24 protein-coding genes are annotated in these 24,126 nt (G+C 73.7%); 13 read left to right on the plus strand and 11 right to left on the minus strand.

Translation table 11 applies throughout. The features are described from left to right. The 3 genes from ABT354_RS37160 to ABT354_RS37170 all read right to left on the minus strand — a co-directional run. Nucleotides 1-919, minus strand: a 919-nt coding sequence (locus tag ABT354_RS37160) for an MbnB/TglH/ChrH family RiPP precursor modification enzyme (protein ID WP_351502322.1), incomplete at its 3' end; no start/stop codon positions are given. Nucleotides 920-1,143: 224 nt separating this feature from the next. Continuing rightward, nucleotides 1,144-1,926: a DUF4142 domain-containing protein gene (locus ABT354_RS37165; protein ID WP_351502324.1), complete on the minus strand. Its 783-nt coding sequence runs from the start codon at nt 1,924-1,926 to the stop codon at nt 1,144-1,146. A gap of 217 nt (nt 1,927-2,143) precedes the next feature. Continuing rightward, nucleotides 2,144-2,887, minus strand: a complete 744-nt coding sequence (locus ABT354_RS37170; protein ID WP_351502368.1) for a peptidyl-tRNA hydrolase — start codon at nt 2,885-2,887, stop codon at nt 2,144-2,146. A gap of 192 nt (nt 2,888-3,079) precedes the next feature. Here ABT354_RS37170 and ABT354_RS37175 point away from each other — a divergent pair, with 192 nt between their 5' ends. After that, on the plus strand, nt 3,080-3,754 hold the full coding sequence (locus tag ABT354_RS37175; protein WP_351502326.1) for an AIM24 family protein: 675 nt from the start codon (nt 3,080-3,082) through the stop codon (nt 3,752-3,754). A 93-nt stretch (nt 3,755-3,847) separates the two neighbouring features. After that, a complete protein-coding gene (locus ABT354_RS37180; RefSeq protein ID WP_351502328.1) occupies nt 3,848-4,051 on the plus strand; it encodes a hypothetical protein in 204 nt (67 codons plus the stop codon). A 41-nt stretch (nt 4,052-4,092) separates the two neighbouring features. Here ABT354_RS37180 and ABT354_RS37185 read toward each other — a convergent pair whose 3' ends face one another. Continuing rightward, complete coding sequence (locus tag ABT354_RS37185) at nt 4,093-4,995, minus strand: polysaccharide deacetylase family protein (protein WP_351502330.1); 903 nt, start codon at nt 4,993-4,995, stop codon at nt 4,093-4,095. 85 nt (nt 4,996-5,080) lie between these two features. Then, on the minus strand, nt 5,081-5,545 hold the full coding sequence (locus ABT354_RS37190) for a MarR family winged helix-turn-helix transcriptional regulator (RefSeq protein WP_351502332.1): 465 nt from the start codon (nt 5,543-5,545) through the stop codon (nt 5,081-5,083). A gap of 105 nt (nt 5,546-5,650) precedes the next feature. Between ABT354_RS37190 and ABT354_RS37195 the strand changes: the two genes are divergently transcribed. Next, nucleotides 5,651-6,067, plus strand: a complete 417-nt coding sequence (locus ABT354_RS37195) for an Ohr family peroxiredoxin (RefSeq protein WP_351502334.1) — start codon at nt 5,651-5,653, stop codon at nt 6,065-6,067. A 195-nt stretch (nt 6,068-6,262) separates the two neighbouring features. Here ABT354_RS37195 and ABT354_RS37200 read toward each other — a convergent pair whose 3' ends face one another. Both ABT354_RS37200 and zapE read right to left on the minus strand, forming a co-directional pair. Then, nucleotides 6,263-6,688, minus strand: a complete 426-nt coding sequence (locus tag ABT354_RS37200; protein ID WP_351502336.1) for an OsmC family peroxiredoxin — start codon at nt 6,686-6,688, stop codon at nt 6,263-6,265. A 104-nt stretch (nt 6,689-6,792) separates the two neighbouring features. Next, nucleotides 6,793-7,881 (minus strand): cell division protein ZapE, encoded by a 1,089-nt coding sequence (gene zapE / locus ABT354_RS37205; RefSeq protein ID WP_351502339.1) that lies wholly within the window; start codon nt 7,879-7,881, stop codon nt 6,793-6,795. A gap of 37 nt (nt 7,882-7,918) precedes the next feature. Between zapE and ABT354_RS37210 the strand changes: the two genes are divergently transcribed. From ABT354_RS37210 to msrB, 4 genes are all read left to right on the plus strand, one after another. Beyond that, a complete protein-coding gene (locus ABT354_RS37210) occupies nt 7,919-8,776 on the plus strand; it encodes a pyrimidine reductase family protein (RefSeq protein ID WP_351502341.1) in 858 nt (285 codons plus the stop codon). Between the two features lie 124 nt (nt 8,777-8,900). Continuing rightward, entirely contained in the window at nt 8,901-9,353 is a 453-nt protein-coding gene (locus ABT354_RS37215) for an indole-3-glycerol phosphate synthase (protein ID WP_351502343.1), read from the plus strand. A gap of 105 nt (nt 9,354-9,458) precedes the next feature. Continuing rightward, a complete protein-coding gene (gene murC / locus ABT354_RS37220; RefSeq protein WP_351502345.1) occupies nt 9,459-10,853 on the plus strand; it encodes a UDP-N-acetylmuramate--L-alanine ligase in 1,395 nt (464 codons plus the stop codon). Nucleotides 10,854-10,884: 31 nt separating this feature from the next. Beyond that, entirely contained in the window at nt 10,885-11,292 is a 408-nt protein-coding gene (msrB, locus tag ABT354_RS37225) for a peptide-methionine (R)-S-oxide reductase MsrB (protein WP_351502348.1), read from the plus strand. Between the two features lie 31 nt (nt 11,293-11,323). Here msrB and ABT354_RS37230 read toward each other — a convergent pair whose 3' ends face one another. Then, nucleotides 11,324-11,716 carry a VOC family protein gene (locus tag ABT354_RS37230; protein WP_351502350.1) on the minus strand — a complete coding sequence of 131 codons (393 nt, stop codon included), beginning with the start codon at nt 11,714-11,716 and terminating at the stop codon, nt 11,324-11,326. Nucleotides 11,717-11,766: 50 nt separating this feature from the next. Between ABT354_RS37230 and ABT354_RS37235 the strand changes: the two genes are divergently transcribed. The 3 genes from ABT354_RS37235 (at nt 11,767) to ABT354_RS37245 (ending at nt 14,768) form a co-directional block, all read left to right on the plus strand. Continuing rightward, the gene (locus ABT354_RS37235; RefSeq protein WP_502983577.1) at nt 11,767-12,393 is read left to right on the plus strand and encodes a nucleoside/nucleotide kinase family protein; all 627 of its coding nucleotides are present in this window, start codon (nt 11,767-11,769) and stop codon (nt 12,391-12,393) included. Nucleotides 12,394-12,522: 129 nt separating this feature from the next. Then, on the plus strand, nt 12,523-13,470 hold the full coding sequence (locus tag ABT354_RS37240) for a DUF1444 domain-containing protein (protein ID WP_351502352.1): 948 nt from the start codon (nt 12,523-12,525) through the stop codon (nt 13,468-13,470). A gap of 170 nt (nt 13,471-13,640) precedes the next feature. Beyond that, on the plus strand, nt 13,641-14,768 hold the full coding sequence (locus ABT354_RS37245) for a M24 family metallopeptidase (RefSeq protein ID WP_351502354.1): 1,128 nt from the start codon (nt 13,641-13,643) through the stop codon (nt 14,766-14,768). 102 nt (nt 14,769-14,870) lie between these two features. Here ABT354_RS37245 and treZ read toward each other — a convergent pair whose 3' ends face one another. Beyond that, a complete protein-coding gene (treZ, locus tag ABT354_RS37250) occupies nt 14,871-16,628 on the minus strand; it encodes a malto-oligosyltrehalose trehalohydrolase (RefSeq protein ID WP_351502356.1) in 1,758 nt (585 codons plus the stop codon). A 115-nt stretch (nt 16,629-16,743) separates the two neighbouring features. On the opposite strand from treZ, the gene ABT354_RS37255 reads away from it, so the two are divergent. Beyond that, nucleotides 16,744-18,222 (plus strand): GH1 family beta-glucosidase, encoded by a 1,479-nt coding sequence (locus ABT354_RS37255; protein ID WP_351502358.1) that lies wholly within the window; start codon nt 16,744-16,746, stop codon nt 18,220-18,222. Between the two features lie 43 nt (nt 18,223-18,265). On the opposite strand, the gene ABT354_RS37260 is transcribed toward ABT354_RS37255, so the two are convergent. Together ABT354_RS37260 and ABT354_RS37265 are read right to left on the minus strand one after the other, a co-directional pair. Continuing rightward, nucleotides 18,266-19,504 carry an MFS transporter gene (locus ABT354_RS37260; protein ID WP_351502360.1) on the minus strand — a complete coding sequence of 413 codons (1,239 nt, stop codon included), beginning with the start codon at nt 19,502-19,504 and terminating at the stop codon, nt 18,266-18,268. Nucleotides 19,505-19,803: 299 nt separating this feature from the next. Next, on the minus strand, nt 19,804-20,721 hold the full coding sequence (locus ABT354_RS37265; RefSeq protein WP_351502361.1) for an N-acetyltransferase: 918 nt from the start codon (nt 20,719-20,721) through the stop codon (nt 19,804-19,806). Nucleotides 20,722-20,958: 237 nt separating this feature from the next. On the opposite strand from ABT354_RS37265, the gene ABT354_RS37270 reads away from it, so the two are divergent. Both ABT354_RS37270 and ABT354_RS37275 read left to right on the plus strand, forming a co-directional pair. After that, nucleotides 20,959-21,516 (plus strand): FHA domain-containing protein, encoded by a 558-nt coding sequence (locus tag ABT354_RS37270; RefSeq protein WP_351502363.1) that lies wholly within the window; start codon nt 20,959-20,961, stop codon nt 21,514-21,516. 485 nt (nt 21,517-22,001) lie between these two features. Next, entirely contained in the window at nt 22,002-24,050 is a 2,049-nt protein-coding gene (locus ABT354_RS37275; protein ID WP_351502365.1) for a calcium-binding protein, read from the plus strand. Nucleotides 24,051-24,126 lie beyond the last annotated feature (76 nt).

The following is a 24,126-nucleotide window of genomic DNA, read 5'->3' on the forward strand; positions in this document are numbered from 1 at the left end:
CGCCCGCGTCCGGGGCGGCTCCGGCCACCCCGGCCCGTACCCCCGCGCCGACCGTCGTCCGCTCCCGCCGGGGCCCCGGGATCACCGTCGCGCCCCGGGCCGGCCCCCGCAGCGCCGTGCGGATCGCGTCCAGCTCGCCCGCCAGCTCGGCGGTGGGCGGGAAGTGGTCGTCGCGCTCCAGCAGCACCCCCGGCGGCCGGACCCGCGCCCGCAGCTCCCGCAGCAGATCGAGGACGGCCGGCGGCACCGGGTGGGCGTGGGTGTCGTGCCAGATCCCGTCCCGCTCGACACCGCCCGCGACATGGACGTACGCGATGGCCTCGACGGGCAGCTCGTCCAGGGCCCGCAGCGGGTCCTCGCCCCGGTTGACCCGGTTGGTGTGCAGATTGGCGACATCGATGAGGAGCCGTACCCCGGTCCGTTCCACCAGCTCCGCCAGGAACTGCCCCTCCGTCAGCTCCTCACCGGGCCAGGAGAACAGCGCCGCGATGTTCTCCAGCGCGAGCGGCACCGGCAGCGCGTCCTGGGCGATCCGGACGTTCTCGCAGAGCACCCGCAGCGCGTCCCGGGTGCGCGGGACGGGTAGCAGATGCCCCACCTCCAGCGTCGGTGACGCGGTCAGCGGGCCCCCACCCCTGACCATGGCGATGTGCTCGGTGACCAGCGGCGATCCCAGCGCCTCCGCCCGCTTGGCCAGCTCGGCGAGCCGGTCGCCGGACGGCCGGTCGGCACCGCCGAGCCCCAGGGACACCCCGTGCGGCACGACCCGTACCCCCCGCTCGCGCAGCCGGGTCAGCTCCTCGGGCGGATGGCCGGGGCAGATGTTCTCCGCGACCACCTCGACCCAGTCCACGCCGGGCAGCTCCGCGACGGATTCCGCTATCTCCGGCCGCCAGCCGATCCCGATCCCCAGTTCCATGTCCCGCATCCCCCTCGTCCCCCTTGCGGCCCTCCGGCCCTGCTGCCCCGACCCCCCGGTCCGCAGGGCGGGCCTGCCTTGGTCATGGCCCTGCCATGGAAGACCGAATCCCGGGGGAGAGACGTTCAGAGCATTATCTGAGGTTCCCCGGTGTACGGCCCATGCTTTTCGGCGGCCATGAGGGGTCGGCGCGTGCCGGGGCGGCCGGGCCGGGGGCACCGGGCTCAGGGGCTGAGGGACGGATCCGGACGGCCCGTGTTGACGCCCCCGGAGGGGCCGGAGCCCGGCACCGGACGCGAGTCGAGCCGGGTGCCCGGAGAGGGCTCGACCGGCTGCGGCGCGGGCGGTGCGCCCCCGTCCGGCGCGGGCGGCCCGGAGGGGCTCACCGTCGAGCCGCCCGCCGCCTCGTCGGCTATCGCGTCGAAGTCGACCCTGCCGGTCGCCTCCAGCATGGTGATGTGGTCCAGGACCGTCTGGTTGGCATCGCTCGCCAGCTGCCGGATCAGGGTGTTCCGGGTGGTGTGCCGCACCTCGGCCACCAGCGCGAAGACCTTCCCGTGCGCATTGCGCAGCAGATTGGCGAACTTGCGCTCGTACTCCAGCCCGCTCGCCGCCGACAGCTCCCGCAGCCAGCCCTGCTGAAGGTCGGTCGGCTGGTTGGGCAGCTCCACGCCCAGCTTGGCGGCCGTGTCCCGGGCGCGGCGGTCGAGATCGGCGTGGCCCACCACCAGATGGTCACCGGCGTCCCGGACCGCCCGGGTGGGGGCCCGTTCGATCGCCTGCTGTCCGGCGGGCAGCTCCCACAGCCCCGCGAGCCGCACCTTCACCAGGAAGTCCCGGTCGGTCGCGGACAGGGGCCCCCACGCGGTCGCCACCGAGGAGGCGCGCAGATGGTCCTGCCCGGTGCCGGAGCGGTCGGCGTACGACCAGAGGGGAAAGGCCAGCGCCGCCAGAGTGGCGACCAGGGCCGCCACGATGAGCGCCGTGCCGTTGACGCGCCGTAACAAGGGGTACCTCCAGGGTCCCGGACCGATGGGTCAGGGCCCAACCAACCGCTTACTGAACCGCCGTTCAACCGATTCGGCCGGAGTGAGAGGTACGCAACGGCCCCGGGAGCCCCGGCGCGGTCTCCGGGGCGGGGCGGCGGGGTGCCGGGGCACCCGGGGCACCAGGGCACCCGGGGCGCCAGGGCTCCCGGGGTGCCGGGGTGGTGGGGCTCCCGGGTCAGGCGGTGTGCCCGACCCGGATCACCGGCCGGGGGTCGGCGAGGACCGTCGCGGTGCCCGGGGGGATCTCCGTGAAGCCCGCGTCCCGCACCACGGGCAGGGCGGTACGGGTCAGCGCGGCCCAGCGCTCGGCGCCCGCCGTGCGGACCCGCAGCGGGAAACCGGCGGCGGCCCAGGCCGCGCGGTCCGCGTCGGACAGCTCCCACCAGGCGAGCTGGGCGCCATGGCCCGCCTGCGCCATGGCCTTCCCCGCCGACATGGTGACCGCCGGGTTGAACCAGAGCACCGGCACCTCGTCCCCCGGCTCGCCCGGCGCGGCCGGGTCGTCCAGCTCGGTCCCGGAGACCTGGAGCTTGGCCAGCTCCTTGGGCCAGCCGTCCAGGGGGACCGGCGGGAAGACCCGCACCTCCGCCGAGGCGCCGGTCACCGTGATGCCGGGCAGCGCCGACGCCTTGCGCCACTCCGCGCCCCGCGCCCGGCGCACCACCTTGCGGATCCGGGCGTCCTCCCAGTCGCGCACCGCCCGCGCCCAGTCGCCGTCGCCCCGGGAGCGCTCGTCGGCGAGCAGGGTCAGCACCGCGCGGGCGGCGGTCTCCAGCGCGTCGGTACGGGCCGGGGGCGCCTCCCGCTCGATCCGCACCACGAGCGGCAGTACGAACTGCGGGGCCTCGTCCCGGTCGGTCGCCCCGGGGTCGGCGGCGGCCCGCCCGGTGTGGTCGGTGCGGTCGGTCCGCTCGGTCACGGGGGTACGGGGGGTCTCGGCCCCGCCGCTGGTGTCTGCGCTGCTCACACCGCCAGTCTGCCAGCCCGGCGGCGGTGACCCGGGCGTCCCCCGCGCCCGGCGCCGGAGCCCGGGACCCCGGGCCGGGGCGCCCCCGCCGTGATACGCGAACCCTGTTGTGGGAAGGAACCCGTCCGGGTGAGGATGCACCGTATGAAAAGCGATCTCTTTGCCTCGGAGCACATGGCCCAGCCCGCCGCCGTGCCCGGTATGTCCCTCCAGAACAGCAAGTCGGTCAAGTACGTCGTCAACGGGGAGATGCACGCCCGGCAGGGATCGATGATCGCCTTCCGTGGCGATCTCCAGTTCGAGCGCAAGGGCCAGGGCCTCGGCGGGATGCTCAAGCGCGCCGTCACCGGTGAGGGCCTGGCGCTGATGGCGGTGCGCGGCCAGGGTGAGGCCTGGTTCGCCCATGAGGCGAACAGCTGCTTCATCGTGGAGCTGGAGCCGGGTGACGCGCTGACCGTCAACGGCCGCAACGTCCTCTGTTTCGACCCGACCCTCTCGTACGAGATCAAGACGGTGAAGGGTGTCGGCTCGGCCGGCGGCGGTCTCTTCAACAGCGTCTTCACCGGCCACGGCAAGCTCGCCATCATCTGTGAGGGCTCGCCGATCGTGATACCGGTCACCGCCCAGCAGCCGGTCTGTGTGGACACCGACGCGATCGTGGGCTGGAGCGCCCATCTGGAGACCTCGATCAACCGCTCGCAGTCCTTCGGCTCCATGGTGCGCGGCGGCTCCGGCGAGGCGGTCCAGCTGATGCTCAAGGGCGAGGGCTTTGTGATCGTCCGCCCCAGCGAGCTGGTCCCCCAGAAGCCGTCGAACTGACCGGCGCCCCGCCCTCTGCCCGGCTCCGCGCCGGGGTCCGGGGAGACGCGGGGAGCCCGGTGCGGGCTCCCCGCTCCCGGTAGGCTCGTCCCCATGGACGAGCGCACCGGTGATGTGCACGGCGACGACCCGTACTGCGGCCCCGCCGCCCCGGCCCGCCCGGCGGCCGGAGGGCCGCCGTTCGCGGAGTGCGTGCTCTGCCGTGAGCCGACGGAGTACCCGGAGTCGGTCCGGGGCGCGACCCTCTGCCCGGTCTGCGAATGGCAGGAGGCCCAGCGGACGGCCTGCTCCGGCTGACCGCCGCCCCGGCTCCGTTCCCGTGGGGGCCGCCGTCCCGCTCAGTCGGTCGTCGTTCTCACCTGCCGCCCCTCGGCCCCCTTCGCGCTGCGCTTCAGCAGTTCGGAGACGGTGACCAGCCGGTACCCCTGCTCCCGCAGCGCGGGGACGATCTCCTCGACCGCCGCCCCGGTGACCGGTGCCGCGCTCCGGGTCATGTGCATCACCACGACGGAGCCGGGTGACACATCGTTCAGCACCTGCTCCACCACCGCGTCCGGGTAGTTGGCGAAGGCGTCCCCGCTGACCACGTCCCACTGCACGGCCGTCTTCCCCGCGGGGGCGATGGCCCGCAGCGCCTCCTTGTCGAAGCAGCCGCCGGGGAAGCGGAAGTACGGGACGGTACGCCGCGCGCCCGTCCGGGCGATGGCGGTGTCGGCGCGCCGTACGTCCGCCAGCATCCGGGAGGCCGCGACCCGGGGCAGATTGTGGCAGTTGGCCGTGAAGCCGTAGTGGCTGTACGAGTGGTTGCCGATCTCGAAGAGCGGGTCGTTCCCGATCTCCTTGGCCTGGTCGGGGTACTCCTCGGCCCACCGTCCGGTCATGAAGACGGTGGCCGGGACCTTCAGGGCCCGCAGGGTTTCGAGGAGTTCGGGGTTGTCGAACCGTTCCCCCCGTACCGCCCGTGACCCCTGATCGGCGGTCATGTCCGCGTCGAAGGTGAGCGCGACCAGCGGTTCGCTCTCCTCCTCGCTCTCCTCGCCCTCTTCGGTGTCCGCCGGGACGGGGGCCCGGCGGACCAGGGGTGTCACGGCGGGGGGCTTGATGGCGCCGGGGCCCGCCGCCGCCTTGGGGGCCGATCCGGCGGGGCGGGGTCCGTCCGTCGCGTTCTGCTGGCCGCCGCAGCCGACGAGTGCGGCACCGAGGGCGGCCAGAGCCGTCAGTCTTCGCAGAGAAGTAATCACATTTAGGAAATATATGATTACTCATAAGTAAGATACGCAAATCAGACCATTTGGGCGCTGTGTCCGGCGTGTCGGGGTGTGGCGGTCAGAGTGTCGCGCCGTCCAAGGCCCGGGTCAGGGTGTCCAGCTCCGCGCGGAGGGTGTGAATGTCCTCCGCCCGCAGCCCCGTGGCGCGGGCGATCCGGCGCGGCACGTCGAGCGCCCGCTCGCGCAGTGCGGCCCCCGCCGGAGTGGGGCGTACGGTCACCGACCGCTCGTCCTCCGGGGAGCGCCGCCGCTCCACCAGGCCCGCCGCCTCCAGCCGCTTGAGCAGGGGGGAGAGGGTGCCGGAGTCCAGTCGCAGCAGCTCGCCGATCCGCTTGACCGGCAGCTCGCCGTGCTCCCAGAGGGTCAGCATCGCCAGGTACTGCGGATAGGTCAGCCCCAGATCCTTCAGCACGGTGCGGTAGACACCGTTGAACGCGCGCGATGCGGCGTGCAGGGAGAAGCAGATCTGCTGGTCCAGCCGGAGGAAGTCGTCCTCGTGGGCGGCGGGGGGGTGCGCGGTCATGGGTCCAGTGTAGCGGCGCGCCATTTAGTTGTGCACAACTGAATTGTGTGCTGTAGTTATCTCCATCGGGTCCCCGGTCGAGGGGCCCCACCAGAAGGGGTAGTCATGGACGCGCTCTACACCGCCGTCGCCACCGCAACCGGCCGTGACGGACGTGCCGTCAGCTCCGACGGGCAGGTCGATCTGCCCCTGGCCCTGCCGCCGGCCCTCGGGGGCGACGGCAAGGGCACCAACCCCGAGCAGCTCTTCGCCGCCGGGTTCGCCGCCTGTTTCGCGAGCGCCATGGCGGCCATCGCCCGCCAGGAGAAGATCGATGTCTCGGATGTCTCGGTGACCGCCGAGGTCGGCATCGGCAAGGACGCGTCGGACGGCGGCTTCGCGCTCTCCGTGGTGCTCCGGGCCGAGCTGCCCGACCACCTCCAGGGCGAGCGGGGCCGCGCGCTGCTGGAGAAGACGCACGCCTTCTGCCCGTACTCCAAGGCCACCCGGGGCAACATCCCGGTCGAGCTGGTCATCGAGTAATCGAGTCATCGAGCAGCCGGGTGGCCGAGCGGCCGAGTGGCCCGGTAGTCGGGTACGGGGCGCCGGGCGCGGAGCGCGTCCGGGGCGCCGCGCCGGAGCGCCCGGAAACGGACCGACCCGCGCGGCCCGCCGCCCGGCCGGGGCCGAGGGGGGTCGCGCGGGTCGGATGCCCGAAGGGGCCGAAGCCCCGCAGGATCAGGCCAGTTCGGCGGTGAGCGTGATCGTCGTGCCGGTCAGGGCCTGGCTCACCGGGCAGTTCTTCTTGGCGTTCTCGGCGGCGGCGGCGAAGCCCTCCGCGTCCAGGCCCGGGACCTCGCCGCGCACGGAGAGGTGGATCCCGGTGATGCCCTCGCCCGGCTGGAAGGTGACATCCGCCTTGGTCTCCAGGCGGGTGGGCGGAGTGCCCGCGCCCGTGAGGCCGTGCGAGAGCGCCATCGAGAAGCAGCTGGAGTGGGCCGCCGCGATCAGCTCCTCCGGGCTGGTCTTCCCATTGGCCTGCTCGGCGCGGGAGGGCCAGGAGACCGGGTAGGAGCCGATACCGGAGGAGTCCAGGGTGACCGTGCCGGCCCCCTTGAGCAGCTCGCCTTCCCAGACCGTGTGCGCCGTGCGCGTGGTGGCCATGTGCATCCCTTCTGATGTCAGAAACGTGGTTCCGCGTCGGGGAACACCGAAGGACACCCCGGGAAATCCCGGGGAGCACGGTGTGCGCCGACGCACGCCCGACGCTACTGCCCCACGGGGGCCTTCGCGTCACGGGCCAGGGCGGTCAGGCGGGAGATGGCCCGGAAGTACTTTTTGCGGTACCCCCCGTTGAGCATCTCTTCGCTGAACAGCCGGTCGAAGGGGAGCCCGGAGGCGAGCACCGGGACCTCGCGGTCGTACAGACGGTCGGCGAGGACCACCAGCCGCAGCGCCGTGGACTGGTCGGGCACCGGGCCGACACCGGTGAGGCAGACCGTCCGTACGCCGTCGATGAGCGCGCCGTACCGGCTGGGGTGCACCGTCGCCAGATGGGCCAGCAGCTCCGGGAAGGCGTCCAGCGAGGCGCCCTCGACGGTACGCGCGGTGGCGGTCACCGTCTCTTCGGAGGCCGGGGGAGGCGCCTCGGGCAGTCCCCGGTGGCGGTAGTCCTCGCCGTCCACCCGCAGCGGGCGGAAGTTCGCGGAGAGCCCCTGGATCTCGCGGAGGAAGTCGGCGGCGGCGAAGCGGCCCTCACCCAGCTTGCCCGGCAGGGTGTTGGAGGTGGCGGCCAGGGCGACCCCCGCCTCCACCAGCCGGGCGAGCAGCGAGGAGACCAGGACGGTGTCACCCGGGTCGTCCAGCTCGAACTCGTCGATGCAGAGCAGCCGGTGGCCGCCGAGGGTGCGTACCGTCTGCTGGAAGCCGAGCGCGCCGACGAGATGGGTCAGCTCCACAAAGGTGCCGAACGCCTTGAGCGCGGGCTCCGCCGGGGTGGCGTGCCAGAGGGAGGCCAGCAGATGGGTCTTGCCGACGCCGTAGCCGCCGTCGAGATAGACCCCGCGCGGACCCGTGGGGGCCGGGGCCGGGCGTCGGCCGAACCAGCGGCGCAGCCCGCCGGCCGGCGCCTCCGCCCCGCTGGTGCCGAGACCCGCCGCGAAGCCGCTCAGCGCGGTGACCGCCGCCGCCTGGCTCGGCTGCTTGGGGTCGGGGATATAGGTCTCGAAACGGGCGGAATCGAAGCGCGGGGGCGGCACCATCTCCGCGACCAGTCGGTCGGCGGGGACATGGGGCTCGCGGGCGCACAGCGACAGGGGTGCGCGCTCGGTCGGGGCGCTGGTGGCAGGGGTCGGCACAGTTCCCCACTGTACGGGGCATGCCAGACTGCACCCCATGCGAAGCCTGCTCCCTGTGACCGACCGAACACCCGCTGACGGTGCTGCCGGCGCCGAGGACCGTGAGTGGTCACTGGACGAGCTGGCCGACGCCTATGCCTATCCGGAGCACCCGGAGCACCCGGAGCACCCGGAGGGATCGCAGGGATCGGAGCACCCGGGGCGGCCGGTACGGCCCGAGCGGGTGCCCGGCGGTGTCTGGCTGCGGGCGAACATGGTCACCTCGCTGGACGGCGCCGCCCACCACGAGGGGCGTTCCCAGCCCCTCTCCAATGACACCGATATGCGGATCTTCGGCACCCTGCGCGGGCTCGCCGACGCCGTCGTGGTGGGTGCGGAAACGGTACGCCAGGAGGGATACCGCCCGGCCCGTGCCCGGGAGGCGTTCGCCGCCCGCCGCGCCGCCGCCGGTCAGGGCCCCGCCCCCGCCGTCGTGGTGGTCAGCTCGTCCCTCGCGCTCGACTTCTCGCTGCCCCTCTTCACCGAGCCGCTGGTGCCCACCCTGGTCCTGACCGGCTCCGCCGCGCCCGTGGAGCGGCTGCGCGCCGCCGAGCGCGCGGGCGTCGAGGTGGTCACCGCGGGCGAGGGCCCGGGGGTCGACCCGGCCACCGCCGTGAGCGCCCTCGCCGGCCGGGGGCTGCGGCGGCTGCTCACCGAGGGCGGCCCCCGGCTGCTCGGGCAGTTCACCGCCGCCGGGGTGCTGGACGAGCTGTGTCTGACGATCTCGCCCACGCTGACGGCGGGGGAGGCCCAGCGGATCGCCCATGGCCCCGCGATGGCAGTTCCGTCCCGCTTTGTCCTGGCGGGGCTGCTGGAGGAGCGCGGCTTCCTCTTCACCCGATACCGGCGCGTCTGACAATCGTCGGAATTTGCCGTTCCGGTTAGCCGCGGATGGGCACACTTACTCTCACAGGCCCCGTGCGGGCACGGGGAAGGATGGTTTCCGCAGAAGGGCTCCTGGCGTGTTCACAAGCGTACTGATGATCGAGAAGCCCCTGACCTCCGAGGACGTGGAGTTCGTCACCACCCTGCACGGGGACGAGGAGATCTCGTTCGTCGTGCTGTTGCAGCCCCGGGGCGATCAGGCCGACGTCCTGTTGCGGGCGATCGACGATGTGGCCATGGGGGAGCTGAAGGAGGCGGTCCACGAGGGCGAGGAGCCCGAGGGGACCGAGGCCGAGGCGCCCGCCCGGCGCGGACTCGACCACTCGCTGACCGCCCTGCGCGCGGCCGGTTCGCAGGCCGTGGGCGAGGTCGTCGAGAGGCACCCCCTCGACCGGCTCAAGGCGGTGGTCGAGGAGTCCGGGGCCGACGAGGTCATCGTGCTCACCGCCCCGCACTATGTGGAGGAGTTCTTCCACCGGGACTGGGCCTCCCGGGCGCGGCACCGGGTCGGCGTACCGGTGCTCAAGCTCTTCGCGCACAGCGAATAGGGTGGACCGGACACCTCGCCCGCACCCCGGGCGGGGTGTCCGTACCCGGCCCCACCGGCCCCGACGCCTCGACGCCCCGACCCACGGACACCCTGGAGACATCGCATGGCACCCGCCGTTCCCACCGCCATGGAACGCCCGCACTTCATCGGCATCGGCGGCGCCGGCATGTCGGGCATCGCCAAGATCCTCGCCCGGCGCGGCGCCCGGGTCGCGGGCAGCGACGCCAAGGAGTCCCCGGTCGCCGGGGCCCTGCGGGAGCTGGGCGCCACCGTCCACATCGGCCATGCCGCCGGACATCTCGCCCCCGACGCCAGCTGTGTCGTCGTCTCCAGCGCCATCCGCGCCGACAACCCCGAGCTGGTGCGCGCCGCCGAACTCGCCGTGCCGGTCGTCCACCGCTCCGACGCCCTCGCCTCCCTGATGGACGGGACCCGCGCCATCGCGGTCGCGGGCACCCACGGCAAGACCACCACCACCTCCATGCTCGCCGTCGCCCTCGACACCCTGGAGCTGGACCCCTCGTACGCGATCGGCGGCGATCTGGCGGGCCCCGGCAGCAACGCCCACCACGGCGACGGCGAGATCTTCGTCGCCGAGGCCGACGAGAGCGACCGCAGCTTCCAGAAGTACGCCCCCGAGGTCGCGATCGTCCTCAACGTCGAGCTGGACCACCACGCCAACTACGCCTCGATGGACGAGATCCATGAGTCCTTCGAGATCTTCGCCGGGCGGATCGTCCCCGGTGGCACCCTGGTGATCGCCGCCGACCAGGCGGGCGCGGTGGAGCTGACCGCCCGGCTGCGCGGCCGCCCGGGGCTGAACATCGTCACCTACGGTGAGTCCGAGGGCGCCGACATCCGCATCGAGCGGGTCACCCCGCACGGGCTGACCAGCGAGGTCACCGTGGTCCTCGACGGCACCCCGCTGACCTTCACCGTCTCGGTCCCCGGCCGCCACTACGCCCACAACGCGGTCGCCGCGCTCGCCGCGGGCATCGCCCTCGGGATCCCGGCCGCCGGTCTGGCCACCGCCCTCGGCTCCTACACCGGCGTCGGCCGCAGGCTCCAGCCCAAGGGCGAGGCCGCGGGCGTCCAGGTGATCGACTCCTATGCCCACCACCCCACCGAGATGGCCGCCGACCTGGAGGCCATGCGCCCGGCGGCGGCCGACGGGCGGCTGCTCGTCGTCTTCCAGCCGCATCTGTTCTCCCGCACCCAGGAGCTGGGCGACGAGATGGGCCGGGCGCTCGCCCTGGCCGACGCCTCCGTGGTCCTGGACATCTACCCGGCCCGTGAGGACCCGGTCCCCGGGGTCACCAGCGAACTGATCATCGATGCGGCCAGGGCGGCGGGTGCCGAGGTGGCCGCCGCGCCCGACCGGACGGCCGTGGCGGAGACCGTCGCGGGAATGGCCCGCCCCGGCGATCTCGTTCTCACCATGGGCGCGGGCGATGTGACGGACCTCGGGCCCCTGATCCTGGACCGACTCGCCCACTGATCCCATCCGTCGAGCTGAGGAAGCGGTTGTCATGGCGTACGACATCGAGAAGTCCGACGAGCAGTGGCGCGCCGAGCTGAATCCCGCCGAGTACCAGGTGCTGCGCCGTGCCGGGACCGAGCCCGCCTTCACCGGTGAGTACACCGACACCACCACCGAGGGTGTCTACTCCTGCCGGGCGTGCGGCGCCGAGCTGTTCCGTTCGGACACCAAGTTCTCCTCGCACTGCGGCTGGCCGTCGTTCTACGACCCCAAGGACAGCGACGCGGTGGAGCTGATCGAGGACCGCTCGCACGGGATGGTCCGTACCGAGGTGCGGTGCGCGCGCTGCGGCTCGCACCTCGGCCATGTCTTCGCGGGCGAGGGCTACCCCACCCCGACGGACCAGCGCTACTGCATCAACTCCGTCTCGCTGCGGCTCGCGCCCGACGAGGCCTGAACCGCGCTCGTCCGGGGGTCCGTCCGGGGTCTCAGCCGGCGGGCTGGATCAGATCCCACAGATTGCCGTAGAGATCGGCGAAGACGGCCACCGTGCCGTACGGCTCATGGCTGGGCTCCCGGACGAAGCGGACCCCCGCCTCCGTCAGCCGGGTGTGCAGGGCGGCGAAGTCCTCCGTGTAGAGGAAGAAGCCGACCCTGCCCCCGGTCTGCGCGCCCACCGCCGCCCGCTGGACCTCGTCCCGGGCCCGGGAGAGCAGCAGATCCGTCCCGCCGCCCGGACCCGGCGGGCGCACCACCACCCAGCGGGAGCCGTCGCCCCGGTCGGTGTCCTCGACCAGGTCGAAGCCGAGCTTTCCGGTGTAGAAGTCGATCGCCTCGTCGTACTCACGGACCACCAGCGCCACCAGCGCGATAAAGGACATGGCGGGCACGTTATACGTATGACACCGCCTCCGTACAGCACCATGGAGGTGTGCTGACCCTTCCCCCCGCCCTGCTGGAGCGCGCCCGGACCCTCGCCGAACGGGGGGACCGGACCCTCCTCGGGATCGCCGGAGCCCCCGGGGCCGGCAAGTCCACCCTCGCCGCCCTCCTGGTCGGCGCCCTCGGACCGCGCGCCGCCCTGGTACCCATGGACGGCTTCCACCTCGCCGGCGCGGCCCTGGAGCGGCTGGGCCGCACCGGCCGCAAGGGCGCCCCCGACACCTTCGACGCCGAGGGGTACGCCGCCCTGCTCACCCGGCTGCGTACCCCCGTCCCCGGCTCCACCGTCTGGGCCCCCGCCTTCGACCGCGCCCTGGAGGAGCCGGTGGCCGGCAGTATCGCGGTGGCGCCCGAGGTATCGCTGGTGGTCACCGAGGGCAACTACCTCCTCCATGACGACGGCCCCTGGGCCCGGATCCGCCCCCTCCTCGACGAGGTCTGGTACCTGGACCCCGACCCCGGGCCACGGATCTCCCGGCTCATCGACCGCCATGTCCGCCACGGCAAGGAGCGGGCCCGCGCCGAACGCTGGGTGCACGAGTCCGACGAGGCCAACGCCCGGCTGATCGCCCTCGGCAGGGACCGCGCCGACCTGGTCGTACCCCTTCCCGGGTGACCGGCCCCCACCTGGGTACCCTCACAGCGCGGAACGGATCCACGGACAGGGATCCACGGACGCGGGTCCACGGACGTGCCAGGGCCAGGGATCCACGGACCGTGACAGGGACAGGGAAAGGGAGACCACGTGGGGTTGTTCCGGCGGAGGCCGAAGCGCGACGGGCGGGACGTTCCCCGTGACCCCGAGTTCTCCTATCTCTCCGCCGCCGAGGGCGCGCGCTTCCGCTCCCTGGTCCGTGAGGCGTTCGCCGAACACGGTCTTGAGGTCACGGTCCACACCGACGCGGTGACCGACAGCGCGGGCCGCCGGTTCGGGCTCACCAATCTCGCCGCCATCCTCCACCACGACGAGCGCGGGCCGCGCGGCTGGCCCGAGCTGGTCCACCGGCATGTCGGCATGGTGCTGCGGACCATGGAGGCGCCCTCCGCCCTGGACACCCTGCCGGTGGAGCAGATCCGCTCCCAGCTCTACCCCCGGGTCGTCGGCGCCGACGGGTTCGACCCGGAGAACTTCCGCTATGCCCGCTCCCCGGCCGCCGGGCTGTACGAGATCATCGCGCTCGATCTGCCGGAGAGCGTCATGATGCTCACCGACGACGCCCTCAGCCCCCTCGGCGACCTGCCCTACCTGCGCGAACAGGCGCTCTACAATCTGCGCGGCCTGCCGGTCGAGATCCATGAGACCGTCCGGGACAACAGCGGCACCCGCTTCGAGGTGATCGCCGGGGACTCCTTCTACACCGCCAGCCGGGTCCTCGCCCTGGAGCACCTCGTCCGCGAGACCACCGGTGAGGAGCTGACCGCCGACGGGGCGCTGGTCGCGCTGCCCTTCCGGCACCGGCTCGCCTTCCATGTCATCCGGGACGCCTCGGTGATCCGCGCACTGAGCGCCATGGCCGTCTTCGCCGCCGCCGGATACACCGACGCGCCCGGCGCCATCAGCCCCAGCGTCTACTGGTGGCACGCGGGACGGCTGACCCGGCTGAGCGAGATCGCCGAGCCGGGCGACGGGCCCCGGATCGTCGTCGGCGAGGAGTTCCAGGCCGTCCTCGAACGGCTGGTCGGCGAGGTCTGACGGGGGTACGTCGGCGAGGTCCGGCGGGGGTACGTGGGCGGGGTCCGACGGATACGGGAAACCGGTCCGCCGGGCCGTACGGGACAGCGGCGAGGACCGGGACACCGGCGGCGCCGAACCGTACCGGACACGGGCTCGCGGAGCGGACCGGGCGCGGGCACGATGGGCTCATGCCGCTGACACCCCCGCCCTTCACCGCCGATGACCACCGCGCCCGGATGGACCGCGCCACCCGGGCGGCGGCCGACGCCGGATTCGCGGGCGTCCTGGTCGCCCCCGGCCCCGACCTGGTCCATCTCACGGGCTACCGGCTGCCCGCCGACACCGAACGCCTCACCCTGCTCGTCCTCGCCCCCGACCGCGACCCGGTGCTCGTCGTCCCCGCGCTGGAGGCGGGCGACGCCGCCCACGCCCCCGGCGCCGCCGCGCTGACCCTGCGGGACTGGACCGACGGCCGGCACGACCCGTACGCCGTCACCGCCCCGCTGCTCGACCCGAAGGGCCGCTACGCGGTCAGCGACAACACCTGGGCCCTCCATCTCCTCGGCCTGGGCGCGGCCCTCCCCGGTCTCTCCTTCGCCGCGCTGACCTCGGCGCTGCCCATGCTCCGTGCGGTCAAGGACGCCCGGGAGCTGGAACTCCTCTCGGCGGCCGGGGCCGCCGCCGACGCCGCCTACGAGCAGGTGCTCACCCTGCGCTTCGCCGGGCGCCGGGAGCGGGAGGTCGCCGACGACCTCGCCGACCTGCTGCGCCGGTTCGGCCATGAGCGGGTCGACTTCACCATCGTCGGCTCCGGCCCCAACGGCGCCGACCCGCACCATGAGGCGGGCGAGCGGGTCATCGCCGAGGGCGACATGGTCGTCATGGACTTCGGCGGGCTCAAGGACGGCTATGGCTCCGACACCACCCGTACGGTCCATGTCGGTGAGGCGACCGCCGCCGAGCGTCATGTCCACGAGGTGGTACGGGAGGCGCAGCAGGCGGGGGTGGACGCGGTCCGGCCCGGGGTGACCTGTGAGGACGTGGACCGGGCCGCCCGCGCGATCATCGAGTCGGCCGGGTACGGGGATCTCTTCGTCCACCGCACCGGCCATGGCATCGGGGTGACCACCCATGAGCCGCCGTACATCGTGGAGGGCGAGAAGCAGCCGCTGGTCGAGGGGATGTGCTTCTCGGTGGAGCCGGGCATCTATCTGCCCGGCCGCTTCGGGGTGCGGATCGAGGACATCGTGACGGTGACGGCGGACGGCGCCCGGCGGCTCAACACCACCGACCGGGGCATGGCGCTGGTGGAGTAGGCCCGTACCCCCACAGCCCCGGACGCGGACCCCCGTACCGCCGGACGCGTACCGCCGTACCCCCCGCAGCCCCGTCCCTCCGGCCGCCGGGGGCACGGTTGTTCACCCCTCCACCAGCACCGCGCAGCTCTCGCCCGGCAGCCGGAGCGTCCCGTCCGCCCCCGGGGGCTCCACCAGCCCCCAGGCGGCCGCCACCCGGTACCCGGCCGCCGCGCCCAGGGGGATGTCCGCCGGCTCCGGCCCCGGGTTCACCGCCGTCCGTACCTCGCCCCGCCGCAGCACCAGCCAGCGGGCGGCCCCGTCGGTGGCGTGTGTCACCCGTACCGCACCCAGATCGGGGTCGGCCAGATCCGGCAGCTCCCGCCGGAGCGCGATCAGTGTCCGGTGCCACTCCAGCAGCCGGGCGTGCGGCTCCCGCAGCCGCTCCGACCGGTCCAGACAGGAGACCGCACGGGTCCGTGGCGACTGCGGATCCGGGATCTCCGTGCCCGGCGGCACGAAGGCGGCGAACTCCCGCCGTCTGCCCTCCCGTACCGCCGCCGCGAGCGCCGGATCGGTGTGGTCGGTGAAGTACCGCCAGGGTGTCCGCGCGCCCCACTCCTCGCCCATGAAGAGCATCGGGGTGAACGGACCGGTCAGCACCAGCGCCGCCGCGCACGCCAGCCGCCCCGGCGACAGGGTCCCGGAGAGCCGGTCGCCCAGCGCCCGGTTGCCGATCTGATCGTGGTTCTGCGCATAGCCCACGAACCGGTGGGCAGGGGTCGTCGTCACATCCACCGGACGGCCGTGCGCCCGCCCCCGGAACGACGAGTGGCCGCCGTCATGGAAGAACCCCCGGGTGAGCGATTTCGCCAGCGCTTCGAGCGGGGCCTGCGCGAAATCGGCGTAGTACCCGTCGGACTCACCCGTCAGTACGGTGTGCAGACCATGGTGGAAGTCGTCGTTCCACTGGGCGTGCAGCCCCAGGCCGCCCGAGCGCCGGGGCGTGGTGGTGCGCGGATCGCAGCGGTCCTCCTCCGCCACCAGGAAGAGCGGGCGCCCCAGCTCCGCCGCGAGCGCGTCCACCGCCGCCGACAGCTCCTCCAGGAAGGTCAGCGCCCGGTCGTCGGCGAGGGCGTGCACCGCGTCAAGGCGCAGCCCGTCCAGCCGGAAGTCGCGCAGCCAGGCCACCGCGCTCTCCAGCAGATACGCCCGTACCTCGTCCGAGCCGGGGCCGTCCAGATTGATCGCCGCGCCCCAGGGGGTGCGGTGCGCCTCGGTGAGATACGGCCCGAACGACGGCGGGTGGTTCCCCGACGGACCCAGATGGTTGTGGACCACATCCAGCACCACGCCGAGCCCCAGACCGTGCGCGGTGTCCGTGAACCGCCGCAGCGCGGCGGGACCGCCGTACGGCTCGTGCACCGCCCAGGGCGCGACCCCGTCGTACCCCCAGCCGTGCCGCCCCGGGAAGGGACAGACCGGCATCAGCTCCACATGGGTGACCCCCAGCCGGGCCAGGTCGCCCAGGTGCTCCGCCGCCGCGTCCAGGGTCCCCTCCTCGGTCCAGGTGCCCACATGCAGCTCGTACAGGACCGCCCCGGGCAGCCCCCGGCCCGCCCAGGGGTGGAGCCAGTGGTGGGTGTCCGGCAGCACCACGGCGCTCGGTCCGTCGGGGCCGTCGGGCTGCCGCCGCGACCGGGGGTCCGGCAGGACCGGCCCGTCGTCCAGGGCGAAGCCGTAGCGGTCCCCGTCGCCGGCCGGCGCCGCCACACCCCACCAGTCCGGACGGCCCGTCACCCGGGTCATCGGCAGCCGCTCGCCGGACAGCCACAGCGCCACCCCTTCCCGTGCGAACGGTGCCCACACCTCGAAGAGCACTGGCGCTCCCCTCGTCCCAGGGCGCCGCGCCCGGCGCCACCCGATGTCTGCCCGGCCATCCTGGCCAGTCCGGGCCCTGGAGGGGGGTGTTCTTCGCCCGTTAGGGTCACGGGCCATGCCGACACCAGGGTCACCCGCGTCAGAACCGCCCGTACCGGAGCCGCCCGCGTCAGAGCCACCCGTACCGGATTCACCGGTACCGGAGCCACCCGCCGCAGCGTCCCCCGTACCGGATTCACCCGTCCCCGTCTTCCCGCCCGGCTTCCTCTGGGGAGCCGCCGCCTCCGCCTTCCAGACCGAGGGGGCCGCCGACACCGGCGGCAAGGGCCCCTCCGGCTGGGACGAGTTCGCCGCCCGGGGCCGGATCAAGGACGGCGCCGACGCCTCCCGGGGCACCGGCTTCCTCGACCGCTACGAGGAGGACGCGGATCTCCTCGCCGGGCTCGGCACGGACGCCTTCCGCTTCTCCATCAGCTGGCCCCGGGTCGTCCCCGGCGGCAGCGGGCCGGTCAACCCGGAGGGCCTGGCCTTCTACGACCGGCTGGTCGACGCGCTGCTCGCCCGGGGGATCACCCCCGCGGCCACCCTCTACCACTGGGACACCCCGCTGCCGCTGGAACGGGCGGGCGGCTGGCTGGAACGGGACACCGCCGCCCGGTTCGCCGAGTACACCGCCCAGGTCGCCGCCCGGCTCGCCGACCGGGTACCCCTGTGGATCACGATCAACGAACCCGCCGAGGTCACCCTGCTCGGCTATGCCCTCGGCGAGCACGCCCCCGGCAGACGGCTCCTCTTCGACGCCCTGCCCGCCGCCCACCACCAGCTCCTCGCCCATGGCCTCGCGGTCCAGGCGCTGCGGGCCGCCGGGGCGGGCGGGATCGGGATCGCCCTCTCCCACTCCCCGGTGCGCGCGGCGGGCCCGGACGAGGCCGACCGCTCGGCCGCCGCGCTCTACGACACCCTCACCAACTGGATGTTCGCCGACCCCGTCCTCACCGGCCGCTACCCGGACGACGGCCTCGCCGCGCTGCTGCCGGGACCGGTCGCCGACGATCTGGCCGTGATCGGCGCCCCGCTCGACTGGTACGGGGTGAACTACTACCACCCGATGGCGGTCGGCGCCCCCACCGGTGACCCCGCCGCCGACGGCTTCGCCGGGATCGAACTCCCCGGCGGCCTCCCCTTCGGCCTCCGGGAGACCGAGAGCGCGGAACGCACCGACTTCGGCTGGCCGGTGGTCCCCGAGGGGCTGTACGAGATCCTCACCGGCCTCCGCGCCCGCTTCGGCGACCGGCTGCCCCCGGTCATGGTCACCGAGAACGGCTGCTCCTGCGACGCCCTGGACGACCGGCGGCGGATCGCCTTCCTCGACGGCCATCTGCGGGCGCTGCACCGCGCGATCACCGACGGGGTGCCGGTACGGGGCTACTTCACCTGGTCGCTGACGGACAACATCGAGTGGGCCGAGGGCGCCTCCCAGCGGTTCGGCCTGGTCCATGTCGACTACGCGACCCTGCGGCGCACCCCGAGGGCGTCCTACGCCTGGTACCGGGAGCTGATCGCCGCCCAGCGCGCGCGGGTCCGGGAGGGCTGAGCCCCGGCTCACCGGCGGATACGGGGGAGGGCGCGGGCGCGGGTCAGCGTACCGACCGTATCCGCCAGACCAGGGCGGCACCGGCCCCGGTCAGCAGGGCGGAGGTGATGAACAGCCCGGAGTAGCCGCCGCCCAGGGCGATCACCGACGCGGCCAGCGCCGGGCCCAGCACCTGGGGCACCGCGTTGGCCACATTGAGCACCCCCAGATCCTTGGCGCGGTCGCCCGCCCGGGGCAGTACCTGGGTGAGCAGCGCCTGTTCCACCCCCACATAGGCGCCGAAACCCAGCCCCAGCAGGGTCGCCGCGACCATGGTCACCGGCCAGGTGGGGTGGGCGGCCAGCAGCAGCGCGGCCACCGACATCACGGTCGCGCCGAGCGCGACCGGCGCCCGCCGCAGCCCCAGCCGGTCCGAGACCCGGCCCGCGCCGATCGCGGTCACCGTCACCCCGCCCGTGTAGAGCGCGGTCAGCACCAGGACCCCCTGGTCCGGGGCGGGATGGCCCACCGTGTCGTCCAGGAAGTAGAGCATGTACAGGGTGCCCAGACCGTTCCCCAGATTCACCGCGAAGCGGGTCAGCCAGGACCAGCCGAAGTCCGGATGGGCCCGGGGGTCCACCCAGAAGTCCCGCGCCCGCAGCCGTACCCGGTCCACCGGGGCGCCGGGCACCTCCCGTACCAGGAGAAACGGCAGCACCAGCAGCACGGTCAGCGAGGTCAGCAGCAGATATCCGCCCGCAGGCCCGGTCCCCACCACCGTCACCAGCGCCGCCCCCGCCACCAGCCCCAGCGGCTGCGCCAGCCCCACCCAGCCGGTGACCGAGGCGCGCTGCGCCACCGGCACCCGGTCCGGGACCACCGCGACGGCGCTCGCGAGCACGGCGTTCAGGCCCAGCTGTGCCAGACACCAGCCGGCGGTGACCCCGGCGACCGAGGACTGGACGGAGGTGAGCACCAGCCCCGCCGAGGCGAGCGCGGTACCCCCCGCGATCCAGGGGCGGCGCCGCCCGTACCGGCTCCGGGTGCGGTCCGAGAGGGCGCCCGCGACCGGGTTGGCCACCACGGCGATCAGCGCCCCGATCCCGGTCGCCCAGCTCAGCGCGGCCTCCTTGTTCCCCGGGTCGATCCCGTCCAGCTGCTGGGCCAGCAGTAACTGAATCGGGGTCAGAAAGGCCATATAGAGCCCTATATGGACCAGGATCAGGCGGAGGGTCCACCCGGGGCGCACCCGCTCCCACGGCTCGTCCCCGGTACCGCGGGCGGGCGGCTGACGCGTCTCCATGGGCGGTCCACCCTCGGCTCGGACGACAGAGGCGTGCGCCCGTCGGCCGGGGTGCGGGGTCGGACCGCCGCGACCGGGGGTGTCCCGGAGCTTGGGCCGTGTCCGCAAAGCCCCGCCTGGCCCGCGACGCCCGGCACGCACACTCGCTGCGTTGTCGGGCCCATCCAAGTACGCCCAGTACGAGAATGACCCTCCGCCTTGCGATTGCACGCACCGGACGCCGCGACCCCCGCCCTTCGGGCGAACGACGCTACTTTGCGGACACGGCCCAGGGACACCCCTCGGTCGCGGACAATGCGTCAGTCGGCCGAAGTGGCCTCCGCCGCCGGCCCGTCGTGGACGAGATGCACCCGCTCGTCCGCGACCGGATGCCCGGCCCGCGCGAAGTGCGCCGCCATCGGGAGGTTGGTGCGGTCGGTGGAGCCCGCGACGAAGGCGGCGCCCTCGGCGGCCAGCACCCGGGTGCACTCCACGAGCAGGTCATAGGCATAGCCATGGCCGCGCTGAGCGGGGACGACACCGATGAAGCCGATACAGGGGCCCGAGGGGTTGTGCGCGGGGATGTGCAGACCGACCAGCTCCCCCTCGGGGGTGAAGGCCAGCTGCCACCAGGCGCGCGGCGAGGAGTACCAGTGGAAGTACGCCAGCTCCTCCCGCGCGGCCCGCTCGATCCCGCCCTCGGCGATATCGAGCCGGGCATGGGCGTCGAGGGTGCCCCGCTGCACCTGGCGCAGCACATCGAGGATCACCTCGTCGTCGGGCTCGGGCCGGAACACCAGCCGCCCGGGGCGCTCGGGGAGCCCGCACTCCGGGGTCCAGCGGTACTGGTAGCGCTCGACCAGGACCCGCATCCCGGCGGACCGGGCGGCCCGCAGCCGGGCCTCGCCCGCCGCCCGGGTCACCGGGTCGTCGCGCCAGCCCGGGGGCAGGATCAGCTGGTACTCCACCCGGTACGGGGCGGTGCGCAGCAGCTCGGCGCCGGCCTCCTCCTCGCCCTCGGCGAAGTCCAGCCGGTTGAGCAGGCGGGGGGTGGTGTCGTCGGGGCCGCCCCACCAGGCGGCCCGGGCCACGACCACGCCGTCGCGCAGTGCGACCCGCTTCCACTCGGGCCGGTGGGTGGCTCGGGCGAGGGCCCGGCCGGTGCCGAGGGGGTCGGGCAGGGTGTCGAAGAGATGGGCGCTGCTCGCGTCGAGCACGCGGATGACCGGATCGGTCACGGTAGGTCCTCCGGAAGGAAAGCTGTGGCAGCGCTCCCGGTCAGACTGCGAACGCCGGGCGGACGGGGCGGGAGCGCGAAGAACGTGTGATGTACACGGCACTCGCCTCCTTCCGTCTCTCCTCGGGCGTCGTGATCAAGCTAACCCGTGCCGAGCCGTCCCGTCCAGCGCTTTGTCGCGGGCGCCGGGGCGTCCCGTTTCTGGACACCGGGAGCGCGCCCGGCGGACAATCGGGGGGTGACGTCGTCGTTCGAGTTCCCCACGAGCGGACCGCCGGCCCGGATCGCGGACGCCGAGCGGGACCGGGTCGTCGATGTGCTCAGCGAGGGCGCGGCCCAGGGCCGCCTCTCGCAGGACACCTTTCTGCGCCGGCTGGAGCTGGCCCTCGCCGCCCGCAGCATGGATGAACTCCGGGTGCTCACCGCCGACCTGGGCCCGGACCGCCCCGGCCTCGGCGGCCGCCTGGTCGGCGCGGTCGGCGCCGCCTCCGCCTTCCGCCAGCGCCTCCGCCGCGCCTGGGACGTCCAGCGCCTCCCCCCGCTGCTCCTCCCCGAGCCGGGTCCCTTCGCCCTGCGCATCGGCCGCGAGCCGGGCAGCGGGCTGCGGCTGAGCCATGAGACGGTCTCCCGCCGCCACGCCGAACTGATCCGCCGTCATGACCGCTGGCTCCTGCGCGACCTCGGCTCCACCAACGGCACCACCGTCAACGACCGCCGGGTGATCGGCGCGGTGGTCGTCCGCGACGGGGACATGGTGGGCTTCGGCGAGATGCGCTTCCGTCTCACCAACCGCTGACCCTTCCCGTCCCCTCTCCGGGGCTCCGCCCCCGGGCGGATGCGGTGGTGGCATGCTTCCGGGCTCCGGCCGCGCTCGGCATCCGCACCACGGTGAGCCCGGCCTCCGTTGACAGAGGTCGTACCTGGCGCCTTCTGACCGATAGTGATCAGTCTTTGCATACTTCTGGCTGCATTGTGATGAAGCGTGCCATTCTGTCCGGCTGGTAGGCCATTCCCCTCCGGCCGGGTCGCGTCCGTGCCATCGTGTGAGGGACGGCCCTGATGTCCAAATCCTCTGTATTCCAGCCGAGTTGATGTCCGGGGCCGGTCTGCCCGCCCTGTCTTCGCGGCTGTGGTTCCTCCGGCCGTCGCGCTGCCGTACCGCGGTGGTCGAAGGGGGCCCGCCGGTCACCCGCCCTGCGGTACGGACCGATGAGAGGGGAGAAGTCCATGGCCTTGTCCGAACGGACCCGTTCCTTGGGCACGTCATGGCCCAGGCGGTTCGTGGCTCTGGCCGCGACATCCGCGCTCGCCACCGGTGGTCTGGTGGTACTGGCTCCGGCCGCGTCGGCCGCGGGGGTGTGCGGGACCCCGGTGGTCTCGGGCGCCACGACCACGGTCACCTGCTCGGCCGGGGGCACCGGCAGTGTCACCGTTCCGCCGGCCGTCTCCGGCGTGGTGGTGACACTCGACGGCGCCGGTGGGTCCGCCAACGGGGTCGGGGTGCTCGGCGGCAAGGGCGCCCATGTGGTGGCCACGCTGGCCGTCACCCCCGGGCAGATCCTGAACGCGACCGTCGGCAGGAAGGGCGCCCTGGACACCGCATCCGGGCTGCCCGCGGCCAACACGGCCGGGCTCGGCGGGGATCTGGTCGCGGTGACCGGCGGCACCGGCACTCCGCTGCTGACCGCCGGGTCCGGCGGCGGAGCCAGCGGCGGCGGCACCGGCAGCGTCTTCTCCCCCCGCGGGTCCGTCGGCGCCAACAGTGGCGGCAACGGCCTCGGCGGCGGCGGCACCGGCGGGATCGCGGGTGGCGGCGTCTCGGGCAAGGCCGGGACCGCCACCGCGGGCGGCGCCGGCGGCGCGGGCGGGATCGGCCAGACCACCTCGGTCGCGGGCGCCTCCGGCACCTTCCCCAACGGCAACGCCCAACCCGGCCAGCTGGGCGTCCCCTCCCCGGCGGGCGCGGGCGGGGGCGGCGGGGCCGGCTACGGGGCCGGGGGCCAGGGCGGCAGCGGCAGCACCGGCACCGCAGGCGGCAATTCCTTCGCCGGTGCCGGGGGCTCCGGCGGTGGCGGCTCCAGCCTGATCACCAGCACCTACCCCGGTGCGACCTCGACCCTGGTCAATGGCTCGAACGCGGGCGACGGCTCCATCGTGTTCGTCTTCACCCAGGACCCGCCCACCGTCACCTCGGTCAGCCCCGCGAGCGGCACCACCGCGGGCGGGACGGTGGTCACGGTGACCGGCACCAACTTCACCGGCGCCACCGATGTCACCTTCGGCCCGGGCAACCCGGCCACCGCCGTGTCCTGCACCGACACCTCCTGCACCGCCACCGCCCCCGCGCATGGGGCGGGCACGGTCGATGTCCAGGTCACCACTCCCGGCGGCACCAGCACCCCCGTCCCGGCGGGCGAGTACACCTATATCGTCCCGGGCGCCGACCTGGCGGTGTCGGTCGCCGACTCCGCCGACCCGGTCCCGCTCGGATCCACCTTCACCGACACGGTCACCGTCACCAACAACGGCCCGGCCACCGCGACCGGCACCACCACCACGGTGGAGCTGTCCGGCACGTCCGCCGGGATCGTGTCCGCCACCGCCTCCCAGGGGTCGTGCACCGTGTCCGCGCCCACCGTCTCCTGTGCGCTCGGCACCCTCGCCTCCTCGGCGGACGTGACCGTCACCCTCGTGCTCTCCCCGGCCGCGACCGGGACGGTCACCGCGACCGCGAGCGCCGAAGCCGACCAGAGCGACCCCGACCCGGGCAACAACACCGCCGCGCAGAACACCACTGTCGACAACAGCCTGGGCTGCACCATCACCGGCACCAACGGCAACGACACGCTGAACGGAACCAACGGCAGCGACGTCATCTGCGGCCTGGGCGGCGACGACACCATCAACGGCGGCAACAGCAGTGACACCCTTCACGGCGGTCCCGGGAACGACACCATCGACGGCCAGAACGGCGACGACACCCTCCGCGGGGGCGGCGGCAACGACATCATGGGCGGCGGCAACGGCGCCGACCACCTCTACGGCGAGGCGGGCAACGACACCAACTACGGCGAGACCCTCCTCGGGTCGCTGCTCCATCTGTTCGACAACGGCAACGACCACATCTACGGCGGGCCGGGCGACGACGACCTCGACGGCCAGAACGGCAACGACACCCTCCTCGACACGGACGGCACCGACACCATGAGCGGCGGCCTCGGCAACGACAGCATCGACGTCCAGGACGGCGTCGGCGGCGACACCGCCAACGGCGCCCTCGGCAACGACACCTGCGCCGTCGACACCGGAGACACCGCGACCAGCTGCTGACCATCGGCTGAGCCGACCGCGGCCACCGCGCCCGGCCGGCCCGGGGCCCGGCGTGCCCTTCCGACAGAGTCCACGA

Origin of the sequence: Streptomyces sp. NPDC000594, assembly GCF_040299965.1 — a bacterium.
GTDB lineage: Bacteria > Actinomycetota > Actinomycetes > Streptomycetales > Streptomycetaceae > Streptomyces.

Bases quoted from the DNA above. Each gene is read 5' to 3' on its own strand.
- murC (WP_351502345.1), top strand. From the start codon at position 9,459: ATGGCACCCGCCGTTCCCACCGCCATGGAACGCCCGCACTTCATCGGC.
- ABT354_RS37245 (WP_351502354.1), top strand. From the start codon at position 13,641: ATGCCGCTGACACCCCCGCCCTTCACCGCCGATGACCACCGCGCCCGG.
- ABT354_RS37195 (WP_351502334.1), top strand. From the start codon at position 5,651: ATGGACGCGCTCTACACCGCCGTCGCCACCGCAACCGGCCGTGACGGA.
- ABT354_RS37180 (WP_351502328.1), top strand. From the start codon at position 3,848: ATGGACGAGCGCACCGGTGATGTGCACGGCGACGACCCGTACTGCGGC.
- ABT354_RS37190 (WP_351502332.1), bottom strand. From the start codon at position 5,545: ATGACCGCGCACCCCCCCGCCGCCCACGAGGACGACTTCCTCCGGCTG.
- ABT354_RS37175 (WP_351502326.1), top strand. From the start codon at position 3,080: ATGAAAAGCGATCTCTTTGCCTCGGAGCACATGGCCCAGCCCGCCGCC.
- ABT354_RS37260 (WP_351502360.1), bottom strand. From the start codon at position 19,504: ATGGAGACGCGTCAGCCGCCCGCCCGCGGTACCGGGGACGAGCCGTGG.
- ABT354_RS37255 (WP_351502358.1), top strand. From the start codon at position 16,744: ATGCCGACACCAGGGTCACCCGCGTCAGAACCGCCCGTACCGGAGCCG.
- ABT354_RS37200 (WP_351502336.1), bottom strand. From the start codon at position 6,688: ATGGCCACCACGCGCACGGCGCACACGGTCTGGGAAGGCGAGCTGCTC.
- ABT354_RS37230 (WP_351502350.1), bottom strand. From the start codon at position 11,716: ATGTCCTTTATCGCGCTGGTGGCGCTGGTGGTCCGTGAGTACGACGAG.
- ABT354_RS37215 (WP_351502343.1), top strand. From the start codon at position 8,901: ATGATCGAGAAGCCCCTGACCTCCGAGGACGTGGAGTTCGTCACCACC.
- ABT354_RS37210 (WP_351502341.1), top strand. From the start codon at position 7,919: ATGCGAAGCCTGCTCCCTGTGACCGACCGAACACCCGCTGACGGTGCT.
- msrB (WP_351502348.1), top strand. From the start codon at position 10,885: ATGGCGTACGACATCGAGAAGTCCGACGAGCAGTGGCGCGCCGAGCTG.